This is a genomic window from Mesorhizobium sp. CA14 (assembly GCF_020165195.1).
Classification (GTDB): Bacteria; Pseudomonadota; Alphaproteobacteria; order Rhizobiales; family Rhizobiaceae; genus Mesorhizobium.
Genome location: NZ_JAIUHR010000011.1, coordinates 25,701 through 38,862, shown reverse-complemented (window position 1 = coordinate 38,862; position 13,162 = coordinate 25,701). Strand labels below are relative to the sequence as shown.

Genomic DNA, 13,162 nt, shown 5'->3' with positions numbered 1-13,162 from the left:
TACTCACTATTCGCTACTCACTTAACCCTTGATCGCCTCGACCAGCGTCGTGCCGAGCCTGGCCGGCGACGGCGAAACCTTGATGCCGGCCGACTCCATCGCCGCGATCTTGTCTTCCGCGCCGCCCTTGCCGCCCGAGATCACCGCGCCCGCATGGCCCATGGTGCGGCCGGCCGGCGCGGTGCGCCCGGCGATGAAGCCCGCCATCGGTTTCTTGCGGCCGCGCTTGGCTTCGTCCTTGAGAAACTGCGCAGCGTCTTCCTCGGCCGAGCCGCCGATCTCGCCGATCATGATGATCGACTTGGTCTCGTCGTCGGCGAGGAACATCTCCAGCACATCGATGAATTCGGTGCCTTTGACCGGGTCGCCGCCGATGCCGACCGCCGTGGTCTGGCCGAGGCCGACATTGGTGGTCTGGAAGACTGCCTCATAGGTAAGCGTTCCCGAGCGCGAAACAACGCCGACCGAGCCCTTGCGGAAGATGTTGCCGGGCATGATGCCGATCTTGCATTCGTCGGGCGTCAGCACGCCCGGGCAGTTCGGCCCGATCAGCCGCGAGGTGGAGCGGTCGAGCCGCGCCTTGACCTTGACCATGTCCATCACCGGGATGCCTTCGGTGATGCAGACGATGAGCGGGATCTCGGCCTCGATCGCCTCGATGATGGCCTCGCCCGCGCCGGCTGGCGGCACGTAGATGACGGAGGCGTTCGCGCCGGTCCTTGCCTTGCCCTCGGCCACGGTGGCGAAGATCGGCAGGCTTTCGCCCTTCGCGCCGGTCCAGGTCTCGCCGCCCTTCTTCGGATGGATGCCGCCCACCATCTTGGTGCCGTGATAGGCCAGCGCCTGCTCGGTGTGGAACGTGCCTGTCTTGCCGGTCAGACCCTGAACCAGCACCTTGGTGTTCTTGTCGACGAGAATGGACATCGCGGCCCTTTTCTAAAAACCGTTGATCGAGGAAGGCGAGGCGCGCCGGTAGAGGCCGCTCACCATGTCTTGCCATGCATCGCTGCCGGCGGGCTTGAACTGAAGTTTCATGCGGTAGGCGTCAGTGCCGTCAAAGCTGTACGCCATACGCGCGGCGCCGCGCGGCGACGACCGTTCCAGCGCGAGTTCGCTGCCGTTCCACGTGCCGGTAGCCGGTGACATCGGCACGAATCCCATCGAGTCGAACTGGTGCATGGTGACGAGGCCGTTCTGCTGGTCGAAGCCGAACACATTATGCGCGCCGAACGAGACGGTGCCGTCGCGGCGCTGGCGGTAGCGCTGCACCACGAACAAGCCGCCGAACTCAGCCTCCGACAGCACTTCCGAAGTCGCCGCGCCGGCATCGGTCCATTGCGTGGCCGCAACCTCTTCCTCGCCGCGCCACGCGCCGACCAGCGCCTGCAGGCATTGGTGACCGTCAGAGAGGGAGGAGAAGGGCGACGCGTTCATGGCTTACAACCGCTTCAGGTCGGTGACGATGAGGTCACTCCGGGCATTGCCGGTGTTCAGCGTCGTCGCCGGCTCGAACATCAGCACCACCGGCTCCTTCGTCAGCGAACGCGGCCGGTGCTCGACGCCGCGCGGCACGACGATGAAGTCACCCTCGCCGAGCTCGACCGGCCCGTCGCGGAAATCGATGGCGATCCGACCGCGCAGCACCAGGAAGGCCTCGTCCTCGTTGTCATGCGCATGCCAATCGAAGACCTCGCCGAACTTGGCGACCTTGGCTTGGGCATCGTTGACGTCGCCGGCGACATGCGGATCGAAGACCTTGGCAATCTTTTGATCCGCAGCCTCGACCAGGTTTATCTTGCGCGGAGGCATCCGCTCAGCCCTTCACCGCTTTGACGATCTTCTTGGCCGCGTCGTCGAGATCGTCGGCCGACACGACGTTGAGGCCGCTGTCGTTGATGATCTTCTTGCCGAGCTCGGCATTGGTGCCTTCCAGCCGCACGACCAGCGGCACCTTCAGCCCCACTTCCTTGACCGCCGCGATCACGCCTTCGGCGATGACATCGCATTTCATGATGCCGCCGAAGATGTTGATCAGGATACCTTCGACCGCCGGGTCCTTGGTGATGATCTTGAACGCCGCCGTTACTTTTTCCTTGGAGGCGCCGCCGCCGACGTCGAGGAAGTTAGCCGGCTCAGCACCATAGAGTTTGATGATGTCCATCGTCGCCATGGCAAGGCCGGCGCCGTTGACCATGCAACCGATATTGCCGTCGAGCGCGACATAGGCGAGGTCGTATTTCGACGCCTCGATCTCCTTCTCGTCCTCTTCGGTGGTGTCGCGCAATTCCATCACGTCCGGGTGGCGGAACAGCGCATTGTTGTCGAACGACACCTTTGCATCGAGCACGCGCAAATGCCCGTCCTTCATGACGATCAGCGGGTTGACCTCGAGCAGGCTCATGTCCTTCTCGACGAAAGCCTTGTAGAGGATCGGGAACAGCGTGCCGCCATCCTTCGCCGCATCGCCGTCGAGCTTCAGCGCGGCATTGAGCTTCTTGACGTCATCCGCCGTCACGCCTTTTTCCGGGTCGATGGCGACGGTGACGATCTTTTCGGGCGTGTCATGCGCGACCGTCTCGATGTCCATGCCGCCCTCGGTCGAGACGACGAAGGCGATACGGCCGACCGAACGGTCGACCAGGATCGACAGATATAGCTCGCGGGCGATGTCGGCGCCGTCCTCGATATAGAGGCGGTTAACTTGCTTGCCGGCCGGACCTGTCTGCTTGGTGACCAGCGTGTGGCCGAGCATCTCGTTGGCGTTGGCGACGACTTCCGCCGCCGACTTCGCCAGCCGCACGCCGCCCTTGGCGTCGGGGCCGAGTTCCTTGAACTTGCCCTTGCCGCGGCCGCCGGCATGGATCTGGCTCTTCACGACATAGAGCGGGCCGGGCAGCGCCTTGGCGGCGGCTTCCGCCTCGCTTGCCTTGAACACCGGAACGCCGCTTGCGACCGGCGCGCCGAACGTCTTCAGCAGCGCCTTGGCCTGATACTCATGGATGTTCATGCGCTTGGTCTCCGGGGAGGGTTGCTTGCCGCGAGATTACTTGCCGGCGAGATGCGGGGCGATCTTGGTGCAGGCCTCGGTCAGGCCCTGGACCGCAGCGACCGAATTGTCGAACATCTTCTGCTCGGCCTTGGACAGATCGATCTCAATGACGCGCTCGACGCCACCGGCGCCGATCACCACCGGAACGCCGACATAGGTGTTCTTCACGCCATACTGGCCCGAGAGATGCGCAGCACACGGAAGCACGCGCTTCTTGTCCTTGAGGTAGGATTCGGCCATTGCGATCGCGGAAGCCGCCGGCGCGTAATAGGCCGAACCGGTCTTCAACAGGCCGACGATCTCGGCGCCGCCGTCGCGGGTGCGCTGCACGATCTGGTCGAGCTTCTCCTTCGAGGTCCAGCCCATCTTGACGAGATCGGGCAGCGGGATGCCGGCCACAGTCGAATAGCGGATCATCGGCACCATCGAATCGCCGTGGCCGCCGAGCACGAAGGCGGTGACGTCCTCGACCGAGACCTTGAACTCGTCGGCCAGGAAATAGCGGAAGCGGGCGCTGTCGAGCACGCCGGCCATGCCGACGACATGGCTGGTCGGCAGGCCGGAGAACTTCTGCAGCGCCCACACCATCGCGTCGAGCGGGTTGGTGATGCAGATGACGAAGGCCTTCGGCGCATATTTCTTCAGCCCGGCGCCGACCTGTTCCATCACCTTGAGGTTGATGCCGAGAAGGTCGTCGCGGCTCATGCCGGGCTTGCGCGGCACGCCGGCGGTGACGATGCACACATCCGCGCCCTCGATGCCGGCATAGTCGTTGACGCCGGTCAGCCGGGAATCGAAGCCGTCGACCGGTGAAGACTGCGCGATGTCGAGACCCTTGCCCTGCGGAATACCCTCGGCGATGTCGAACAGCACCACGTCGCCGAGATCCTTGAGGCCGATCATATGGGCGAGCGTGCCGCCGATCATGCCCGAGCCGATGAGCGCTATCTTGTTGCGTGCCATGGGAGGATGTTTTCCTTTGTCTGTGACGAAGTCGTGACGGGCCGGGGAGGCCGAAAGGATGCGGGAAACCGCGAGATTTGGCCGCACCGAATAACGCCGGCCAGAGAAAAATTCAAACGATTATTTTGACCTCAGTGTTTTCAATCGGTTAGATGCTTCGGGAATTACGTAAACGTCAAAATTCATGAGCCGACTGAGGAGAATTTACACAATGAACGTCGAAATCCGAAGGCTTCATCCCGGCGATGACGCGGTTGTGATGCGGGTGGCCGAGGAGGTGTTCGACGAGCCGGTGCGACCGGACCGCGTCGCTGCCTATCTCAACTCGCCAGGCCATTTCATGATCGTGGCCATGGTCGACGGCATTGTCGTCGGCCAATGCGCCGCTGTCATTCATCGCCATCCCGACAAGGTAAGCGAGCTTTACATCGACGAGGTCGGCGTGGCGCCGCCTTTCCAGCGGCAAGGCATCGCCCGAAAGATGCTCGATGCCATGTTCGAGATCGGCCGCGCCCATGGCTGCGAGGAAGCCTGGGTCGGCACCGAGCCCGACAACGAGCCGGCGCGGGCGCTTTATGAGGCGCGAAAGGAGCCGCACGAGAAGGCGGAGGATTTTGTAATGTATGTGTATCGGCTTTCGAAGTTGGTCGAAACGCCTCCGCCCTCGTCATCCTAAGGCGGAGCAAGGAGCGAAGCGACCGCGCAGACCCTAGGATCCATGTCGTGACGCTAAAGCTTTGGAACGGTTCAGAATTCTGCTCCGCCGTGTTCCATGTTTCGGACGTCACGGAATGATCCTCGGGTCAAGCCCGAGGATGACGAAGGTAAGGAGGCTACCCCTTAGCCTGCCTTGCCTCGGCGGTCGACGCGTCCGCATCGCGCCGTTCCGCCCAGTCGTCCAGCCAGTCGCGGCTTTGCATCTCGACCAGGCGCGAGGCTGTTCGCTCGAATTCGAACACTTCGGTGCCGCGCTTGGCCGTATAGAGCCGGTCGGGCGGCGCCGCGGCGCTCATCACCAAACGCATATGGTGATCGTAGAGCGTGTCGATCAAAAGGATGAAGCGCTTGGCCTCGTTGCGCTTGCCTTCGCCGAGCACCGGGACATGGTCGATGAAAACGGTCGAGAAACGGCCGGCGATCGCCAGATAGTCGCGCGCGCCGAGCGGCTTTTCGCAGAGGTCGCCAAAGGAAAAGCGCGCCGCGTCGCCGGCGGCGCGCGGCACGACAAGCTGGCGGCCTTTCAGCGTCAGCGTCACCTCGCCGGTCGGCTGGCCATGCGTCATTGCCTTCCAGGCCTCGTCGAGCGCGCGCTCGGCCGCGGCGTCGTCCGGCGTGACATAGACCGGCTGGCGGTTGAGCTTTTCCTGCCGGTAGTCCTTCTCTGCATCGAGCGTCATCACATGGGCATTGCGCTCGAGCAACGAGATGAACGGCAGGAAGAGCTGGCGGTTCAGCCCGTCGCGATAAAGGTTCTCCGGCGCCACATTGGAGGTGGCGACCAGCACCACGCCATTGGCGAACAGCGCCGAGAACAGCCGCGACAGGATCATCGCGTCGGCGATGTCGGTGACGGAGAACTCGTCGAAGCACAGCACCCAGGCTTCATCGGCGAGCGCCCGCGCCACCGGCGGGATCGGGTCGTCTTCCTTGATCGTGCCTTCCTTGCGCGCCTGCCGGTGCCTCTGGATGCGGTCCTGCACATCGGCCATGAAGTCGTTGAAATGCACGCGGCGCTTACGCCGGACCGGCAACAGCTCGAAGAACATGTCCATCAGCATGGTCTTGCCGCGACCGACGCCGCCATGGATGTAGAGGCCTTTGACCGGCTCGCGCGGCTGACGCTTGGCCGCGAACAGCCAGCCCAGCGCGCTCGATTTATGCGCCAGCCTTTTGGCCGAGATCTCGTCGATCAACCGGTCGAGCGCGGCGACGATCCGCTCCTGCGCCGGGTCGCGCCCGACCGCCCCGCTCTGGACGAGATGGTCGTAGCGCTGCCTGACGGTCGCGTGGGTCTGGATACCGTCGCGCAGATGCATGGGTCCGGTCTTTTGCATTTTTTTGCGCGGAACGCCTGAGGAAGGGCCAGGGTGTGTTGAGATTCAGGTCAGGCCGAGTCGAAAATGGCGGGTTCCGGGAACCGGAGCGGAGCGTACTTGAAGTACGTGAGCACCGGCCTTCGCCGGCCATAGCCTTAATTTAACTGCCACGCCACTCCTAAGTGCTTCGGCCGGCGAAGGCCGGAAGCCGGCATTTGCAGGCCGGCCTCACCTGAATATCAGCACACCCTTGCGTTATCTTGTAAGCGAGATCGGCTGCCCGTTGGAAGTCTGGCCGTCGAACTTTTCGCCGCCGGACGAATAGAGCCTGGCCAGCGTGCCGCCATTTTCGTCGTAAAGCGTCAGCTGCTTGCCGGCGACATTCCACGACTTGATGCCGTCGATCGGCGCCGGGCAGTGCAGCGGACCGGCGCGGTAGCCGGCGCCGAACTTGGTCTGCGGCGTCGCCACCTTGCAGCTCTGCCCGGAGACATTGACGTTCCACACTCCGGCGACGCTGGCCGCGGTGAGATCGGTGGCGCCGGCGGGCGCCGCGCCGTCCGGCGGCAGCGAGGCGACCTGGGTGTTCTTCGGCGCGGTCGGGAATTGCGACGGATCGGTGGTGCCGGGGGAAGCCGGCGGCGGCAGCTGATTCTGCGTCACCGTCCCGGACGGCGCCGGCGTCAGCGGCGCCGGCTGCTGGTCGTCCATCGACGAGAAGCGCGAGGTCGAGCAGCCGCTCGCAACCAGCGCGGCCAGCGATACGGCCACAAGGCTGCCCTTCGAAAAGAGGCGGGGCCGCGAAAAGGTGCGGGTCATCGAAAAATTCATCAAAACCTCCGTCGGATCCGGCCGGGGGGAGCCATCCGCGTAATCTTCGCTTCACCAAGACGGCGAAGGTGGCAGAATTTCAACCCGATATGGTTAAAATAGGGTTTTCGAGCCGGCTGTTGTAAATTTATCGCAGCGAGCGGGCAGCACCGGGGGCGATGCTCGATGCGGTCACCTCAAGCTATTGAAATATTGTCGTTAAATCCTGGCGCTCGGCACGAACACATAGCCGTCCGGGCCGACGATGTAGCATTCGCGCAGGCCATGCGGCTTGTCGATCGAGCCAGCCAGCACGATGTGGCCGAGCGCCGCCGCCTTTTTCTCGACCGCATCCGGATCGGCGCCGTAAGGCGCAGCTCGATACCGGCGCCGCGTGTCTCGGCGCCGGAAGTGACACCGGTCATCGGATTGTCGAGATAGGAATGGTCGGCATGCAGCATGAAGACCGAGCCCAAAAGCTCGACCGCCGCGAAATCCTCGTCGGCATAGATGATCCGGGCGCCAAGCACGTCGCGGCAGAAAGCCTCCATCGCCGCCATGTCGGTGACCAGCAGGTTGACGCCGACTCCAAGCGGCAGCGAGCGGCCGAAATCCTCGGCCTTCATCCACGGTGTCTTGGTCCGCTTCATCGCCATGTCGGTTACCCCCTCTTTCCCGATCCTAAATGAAGCGGGCTTCGCCCATTGGCATTCGCCAGCAAAATGCTTGCGCCAGGCGGACGCGTCCTTATCTCAGGAGAGACCGAGCCGGCGGGAGCGTGAATGGCCGCAAGAAAAAGAACCGCCAACCGCTATTACAGCGGCCCGCCCAGCGATCATTTCGACGGCGCCTTGTTCTTCAACCCCGGCGGCAAGCCGCCCGGACGCTTCAGCGATCTCCTGAGATGGCAGTTCGGCGGCAAGCGGGCGAAATGGCCGGCCGCCTGGCCAAGCCCCCATCCGCCGGCAAAACCGGACGGACGGGTGGGTGGCAGCACACTTCGGCTCACCATGGTCGGTCATGCCTCGCTTCTCATCCAGACCGCCGGGTTGAACATTCTGACGGATCCGGTGTGGTCGGAGCGCGCCTCGCCCTTCGCCTTTGCCGGCCCGAGAAGGGTCAATGCGCCGGGCATTGCCTTTGCCGACCTGCCGCCGATCGATCTGGTCCTGGTCAGCCACAATCACTATGACCATCTCGACCTCGCCACGCTGAAGCGGCTGAAGGAGAGCCACGACCCGCTGGTGATCACGCCGCTCGGCAACGACGCCGTCATCGGCCGCGCCGTGCCGGGCATGCGGCTCGGCGCGCATGATTGGGGCGACCGGGTCGACATCGGCGCCGCCACCATCCATGTCGAGCCGGCGCATCACTGGTCGGCGCGCGGCGGGCGCGACCGCCGTATGGCGCTGTGGGCGGGCTTCGTCATCGAGACGATGGGCAGCAAGATCTATTTCGCCGGCGACACCGGCTTCCATGACGGCATCAACTACCGGCTGATGGCGCAAAAGCATGGCGGCTTCCGCCTCGCCATCCTGCCGATCGGCGCCTATGAGCCGCGCTGGTTCATGGCGCCGCAGCACCAGAACCCGCAGGAGGCCGTGCAGGGCATGAAGCTGTGCAACGCCGCCTTCGCCGCCGGCTGCCACTGGGGCACCTTCCATCTCACCGACGAGCCGATCGACGAACCGGCGCAGAAACTGGCCGAGGCGCTTGGGGCGGAAGACGTGCCGCCGGAGCGTTTCCGCGCCATGCGGCCCGGTGAAGTCTGGGATGTACCGGCCATCTACAAAGGAACCCAAACCCGCCAAACGCGTTGATCCGGCGACGCAATTCGCCGGAGCTTCCCATGATCAGGTGGATCATCATTCTTCTCATCATTGCCGCCGCCGCGAGCCTGCTCGGCATGCCGGCGTTGGCAGGCGCGGCTGCTACCGGTGCGCGCATCCTCATCGGCATCGTGCTGATCATCTTCCTGCTGATCGTGCTCGGCGTCTTCGCTGTCACGTAAGCGCGACCGTCAGGTCGTCGCAGCGCGACCGTCAGGTCGTCGCAGCGCGACCGGCAGGTCATCGCTGCGGACCACTTGGTCATCGCCAGAGCCACGCCGGACTGGTAATTCCCGCCCGTTTCCGCCATATAGCGCCCAAACGGATTGGCCAACGGATTGGAATGACCGGTTAGATGGCAGGCACCGCCCCCTTCGCCAAGATGAACGGCATCGGCAACGAGATCATCGTTGCCGATATGCGCGGGCGTGCCGATAAGGTGACGGCGGCCGCCGCGATCGCCCTCAATGGCGACGCAGCGACCAAGTTCGACCAGATCATGGCGATCCATGATGCGCGGACGCCAGGTACCGCCTATTATATCGACATCCTGAACTCCGACGGCACCAGCGCGCAGGCCTGTGGCAACGGCACGCGCTGTGTCGTGCAGGCTCTGGCCGCCGAGACCGGGCAGAAGCGCTTCACCTTCGAGACTCGCGCCGGCGTCCTGAATGCCGAGGAGCATGCCGACGGCCTGATCTCGGTCGACATGGGCAAGCCGCGCTTCGGCTGGCAGGAAATCCCGCTGGCAGAAGAGTTTCGCGATACCCGCATGATCGAGCTGCAGATCGGCCCGATCGACGCGCCGGTGCTGCATTCGCCCTCGGCAGTGTCGATGGGCAACCCGCACGTGATCTTCTGGGTCGACAATGATGTCTGGTCCTATGAGCTCGATCGCTTCGGCCCGCTGCTCGAAAACCATCCGATCTTCCCGGAGCGCGCCAACATCACCATCGCTCAGGTCACGTCGCCTGAAACCATGATCATACGCACCTGGGAGCGCGGCGCCGGCCTCACCAGGGCCTGCGGCTCGGCCGCTTGCGCCGCCGTGGTGGCGGCGGCCCGCACCAGGCGCACCGGCCGCAGCGTCTCGCTGCTGACGCCCGGCGGCGGCGAGCTCAATGTCGAATGGCGCGACGACGATCACGTCATCCTGACCGGTGCTGCCGAATGGGAATTTTCCGGCAGCTTCGATCCCTCGACCGGCGCCTGGGCCCGCGACACCGAAAGCGCCGCCTGATGTCCGCCCTTGGAAAAGGCTTGGAATCCCAAGCCTCCACCACGACAGGTGTAGACGTCGTCACCTTCGGCTGCCGCCTCAACACCTATGAATCGGAAGTGATGCGCCGCGAGGCCGAAAACGCCGGCCTCGGCGCGCTCCAAGGCGGCGCCTTCATCTTCAACACCTGCGCCGTCACGGCGGAAGCGGTGCGCCAGGCCAAGCAGGCGATCCGCAAGGCGCGCCGCGAGAACCCTTCGGCCCGCATCATCGTCACCGGCTGCGCGGCGCAGACCGAGCCGCAGAATTTCGCCGCCATGGACGAGGTCGACCTCGTGCTCGGCAATGAGGAGAAGCTGAAGGCCAACTCCTATCGCGCGCTGCCCGATTTCGGCGTCAACGATACCGAGAAGGCGCGCGTCAACGACATTTTTTCGGTGCGCGAGACGGCAAGCCACATGGTCGACGCCATCGAGGGCCGGGCGCGCGCTTTCGTGCAGGTGCAGAATGGCTGCGACCATCGCTGCACCTTCTGCATCATCCCCTATGGTCGCGGCAATTCACGCTCGGTGCCGATGGGCGCCGTGGTCGAGCAGGTCAAGCGCCTGGCCGGCAACGGCTATGCCGAGATCGTTTTGACCGGCGTCGACATGACCAGCTTCGGCGCCGACCTGCCGGGTGCGCCAAAGCTGGGAAAACTGGTGAAGACGATCCTTCGCCAGGTGCCGGACGTGAAGCGGCTGAGATTGTCCTCGATCGATTCCATCGAAGCCGACGACGACCTGCTCGACGCGATCGCCACCGAACCCAGGCTGATGCCGCATCTGCATCTGTCGCTGCAATCGGGCGACGACATGATCCTGAAGCGCATGAAACGTCGCCATTTGCGCGACCAGTCGATCCGCTTCTGCGAGGATGTGCGCAAGCTGCGTCCCGGCGTCGTCTTCGGCGCCGACATCATCGCCGGCTTTCCGACCGAGACCGAGGACATGTTTAAGAATTCGGAGAAGATCGTCGAGGAATGCGGCCTGACGCATCTCCACGTCTTCCCGTTCTCGCCGCGCGAGGGCACGCCCGCCGCGCGCATGCCGCCAGTCCGCCGCGAGGTGGTGAAGGCGCGCGCCGCAAGGCTGCGCGCCGCCGGCGAGGCCGCCTATCGCAGTCATCTGTCGTCGCTGCCGGGCACGCGGCAATCGATCCTCGTCGAACGCGACGGGCTCGGCCGCACCGAAGGGTTTACGCTGGCCGCGATCGATACGGGCGCGCCCGGCGAGATCGTCGATGCCACGATCACCGGCCATGACGGCGCCCGACTGATTGCGGCGCCCTCTGCCGCGCAAGCCGCCTGAGACTGCGAGACGCATGGCTGGTTTCTTCAAGAAGATATTTTCGTTCGGCAAGAAAGAAGTTGTCGAGGAGCGCGTCGACGAGACGGCCCCTTTGCCGCCGATCAAATGGGACGCGCTGGACACGCTGAAGCCCGAGGCTGAGCAGGCACCCCACCCTCCCCTCGATGGGGAGGGTCGCCACGAAGTGGCGGGGCGGGGTGACGGCGCCGACGTGGGTCACCCCCGAGCTGCGCTCGGGACCTCCCCCATCGAGGTAGAGCCCACCCCTCAACCGGTCCCCGAAGAGCCGAAGCCCGAACCTGCTCCAACCATTCCGCCGACGCCCGAGCCGATCGTTCCCGCCGAGCCGGAACCGCTGCCGCAGCCCGAGCCGGAAGAAGAGCCGCAACCGGTGCCCGAGAAGCCGGAGCCGCCTGCCCCCGAGGAAGTGCCGCCGGTACAACCCGAGCCTTTGCCACCGGAACCTGCTCCGCAGGAAGTGCCCGCACCTGCGCCGACTCGGCCGGACATCGAGCCTTCGCGTCCGGAACCGCAGCCTGAGCAGCCGCCGGTCGAAGTGCCGGCGCCGCCTGCCGAAGTCCCGGTCGAAACGCCGGCGCCCATCGAGGTTCCGCCAGCGGCGCCGCCCGCCATCGAGCCATCCTCGCAAACCGGCGCCACCCCTCATCAGCCTGCCGGCACCTTCTCCCCGTATAGAGACGGGGAGAAGGAAGAAGCTCCAGCGCCCCACCCTCCCCTCGATGGGGAGGGTCGCCACGGAGTGGCGGGGCGGGGTGACGGCGCCGACGCGGGTCACCCCCACCCCCGAGCTGCGCTCGGGGCCTCCCCCATCGAGGGGGCGGTAGAGTTGGCGCCCGTTACGCAGCCCGCTCCCGCCGCCGGCAAGGTGACGGTCTCAAAAAAGGTCGAGCCGAAAGCCGAGCCGCAAAAGGCGCCGGAGCCGGCGCCGCGGCGCTCCTGGTTCCAGCGCATGCGCGAAGGGCTTGCCCGCTCCTCGCGCGAGCTCACCGGCAACATCGCCGGCGTCTTCACCAAGCGAAAGCTGGACGAGGACACGCTGCAGGATCTGGAGGACGTGCTGATCCGCGCCGATCTCGGCGTGGAGACCGCGCTTCGCGTCACCGATTCGCTCGCCTCCAGCCGCTATGGCCGCGACGTTTCCGACGCTGAAGTCCGCGCCGTGATGGCGGCGGAGGTGGAAAAGGTGCTGACGCCGGTGGCAAAACCGCTCGAGCTCGACCTCAGCCACAAGCCGCATGTCATCCTGGTCGTCGGCGTCAATGGCACCGGCAAGACCACCACCATCGGCAAGCTCGCCGCCAAGCTCACCGATGGCGGCCTGAAGGTGATGCTGGCCGCCGGCGACACGTTCCGCGCCGCCGCGATCGAGCAGCTCAAGATCTGGGGCGAGCGCACGAAATCGCCCGTCATTGCCACCAAGCTCGGCGCGGATGCCGCGGGCCTCGCCTATGATGCCTTCGAGAGGGCCAAGGAGGCCGGCTCCGACGTGCTGATCATCGACACGGCCGGGCGCCTGCAGAACAAGACCGAGCTGATGGCCGAGCTGGAAAAGATCGTGCGCGTGCTGGGCAAGCTCGATCCCGAAGCGCCGCACACGGTGCTGCAGACGGTCGACGCCACCACCGGCCAGAATGCGCTGAACCAGGTCGAGATTTTCCGCAACGTCGCCGGCGTCAACGGGCTGGTGATGACCAAGCTGGACGGCACGGCGCGCGGCGGTATTCTGGTGGCGATCGCCGCCAAGCACCGGCTGCCGGTCTATTTCATCGGCGTCGGCGAGCAGGTCGACGACCTCGAACCGTTTTCCGCCAGCGAGTTTGCGAGAGCGATCGCCGGCGTCGCCTGAACAAAGGCGTGATCTTGAAAGGCCGCCTGCTTTTCGGCCA

General features: G+C 64.9%; 14 protein-coding genes. 6 read left to right on the top strand and 8 right to left on the bottom strand.

Annotated elements, in window-relative coordinates; genetic code table 11:
* Nucleotides 1-21: 21 nt before the first annotated feature.
* The 5 genes from sucD to mdh are packed head-to-tail and all read right to left on the bottom strand — an operon-like array spanning nt 22 to nt 4,012.
* Nucleotides 22-924 carry a succinate--CoA ligase subunit alpha gene (sucD, locus tag LB565_RS14140; protein WP_224584896.1) on the bottom strand — a complete coding sequence of 301 codons (903 nt, stop codon included), beginning with the start codon at nt 922-924 and terminating at the stop codon, nt 22-24.
* Between the two features lie 12 nt (nt 925-936).
* Nucleotides 937-1,434: a DUF1579 family protein gene (locus LB565_RS14135; RefSeq protein WP_224584894.1), complete on the bottom strand. Its 498-nt coding sequence runs from the start codon at nt 1,432-1,434 to the stop codon at nt 937-939.
* A 3-nt stretch (nt 1,435-1,437) separates the two neighbouring features.
* The gene (locus LB565_RS14130) at nt 1,438-1,809 is read right to left on the bottom strand and encodes a cupin domain-containing protein (protein WP_224584892.1); all 372 of its coding nucleotides are present in this window, start codon (nt 1,807-1,809) and stop codon (nt 1,438-1,440) included.
* Between the two features lie 4 nt (nt 1,810-1,813).
* Entirely contained in the window at nt 1,814-3,007 is a 1,194-nt protein-coding gene (gene sucC / locus LB565_RS14125) for an ADP-forming succinate--CoA ligase subunit beta (protein ID WP_224584890.1), read from the bottom strand.
* Nucleotides 3,008-3,043: 36 nt separating this feature from the next.
* A complete protein-coding gene (gene mdh / locus LB565_RS14120) occupies nt 3,044-4,012 on the bottom strand; it encodes a malate dehydrogenase (protein WP_224584888.1) in 969 nt (322 codons plus the stop codon).
* 211 nt (nt 4,013-4,223) lie between these two features.
* Here mdh and LB565_RS14115 point away from each other — a divergent pair, with 211 nt between their 5' ends.
* Nucleotides 4,224-4,688, top strand: a complete 465-nt coding sequence (locus LB565_RS14115) for a GNAT family N-acetyltransferase (protein WP_224584887.1) — start codon at nt 4,224-4,226, stop codon at nt 4,686-4,688.
* 157 nt (nt 4,689-4,845) lie between these two features.
* Here the strand turns inward: LB565_RS14115 and zapE are convergent, their stop codons facing one another.
* The 3 genes from zapE to LB565_RS14100 all read right to left on the bottom strand — a co-directional run bounded on the left by zapE (nt 4,846) and on the right by LB565_RS14100 (nt 7,514).
* The gene (gene zapE / locus LB565_RS14110; protein WP_224585107.1) at nt 4,846-6,048 is read right to left on the bottom strand and encodes a cell division protein ZapE; all 1,203 of its coding nucleotides are present in this window, start codon (nt 6,046-6,048) and stop codon (nt 4,846-4,848) included.
* 255 nt (nt 6,049-6,303) lie between these two features.
* Entirely contained in the window at nt 6,304-6,879 is a 576-nt protein-coding gene (locus LB565_RS14105; RefSeq protein ID WP_224584885.1) for a protease inhibitor Inh/omp19 family protein, read from the bottom strand.
* Nucleotides 6,880-7,055: 176 nt separating this feature from the next.
* Nucleotides 7,056-7,514 (bottom strand): VOC family protein, encoded by a 459-nt coding sequence (locus LB565_RS14100; protein WP_224584883.1) that lies wholly within the window; start codon nt 7,512-7,514, stop codon nt 7,056-7,058.
* Nucleotides 7,515-7,640: 126 nt separating this feature from the next.
* On the opposite strand from LB565_RS14100, the gene LB565_RS14095 reads away from it, so the two are divergent.
* The 5 genes from LB565_RS14095 to ftsY all read left to right on the top strand — a co-directional run bounded on the left by LB565_RS14095 (nt 7,641) and on the right by ftsY (nt 13,122).
* Nucleotides 7,641-8,678 carry an MBL fold metallo-hydrolase gene (locus LB565_RS14095; RefSeq protein ID WP_224584881.1) on the top strand — a complete coding sequence of 346 codons (1,038 nt, stop codon included), beginning with the start codon at nt 7,641-7,643 and terminating at the stop codon, nt 8,676-8,678.
* A gap of 29 nt (nt 8,679-8,707) precedes the next feature.
* Nucleotides 8,708-8,869 (top strand): DUF1328 family protein, encoded by a 162-nt coding sequence (locus LB565_RS14090; RefSeq protein WP_031195454.1) that lies wholly within the window; start codon nt 8,708-8,710, stop codon nt 8,867-8,869.
* A 173-nt stretch (nt 8,870-9,042) separates the two neighbouring features.
* Nucleotides 9,043-9,927, top strand: coding sequence for a diaminopimelate epimerase (gene dapF / locus LB565_RS14085; protein ID WP_224584879.1), 885 nt, complete (start codon nt 9,043-9,045; stop codon nt 9,925-9,927).
* Nucleotides 9,927-11,255 (top strand): tRNA (N(6)-L-threonylcarbamoyladenosine(37)-C(2))-methylthiotransferase MtaB, encoded by a 1,329-nt coding sequence (gene mtaB / locus LB565_RS14080; RefSeq protein ID WP_224584877.1) that lies wholly within the window; start codon nt 9,927-9,929, stop codon nt 11,253-11,255. Before dapF ends, mtaB begins: the two co-directional genes overlap by 1 nt.
* Before the next feature lie 13 nt (nt 11,256-11,268).
* Nucleotides 11,269-13,122 (top strand): signal recognition particle-docking protein FtsY, encoded by a 1,854-nt coding sequence (gene ftsY, locus LB565_RS14075; protein WP_224584874.1) that lies wholly within the window; start codon nt 11,269-11,271, stop codon nt 13,120-13,122.
* Nucleotides 13,123-13,162: the final 40 nt, after the last annotated feature.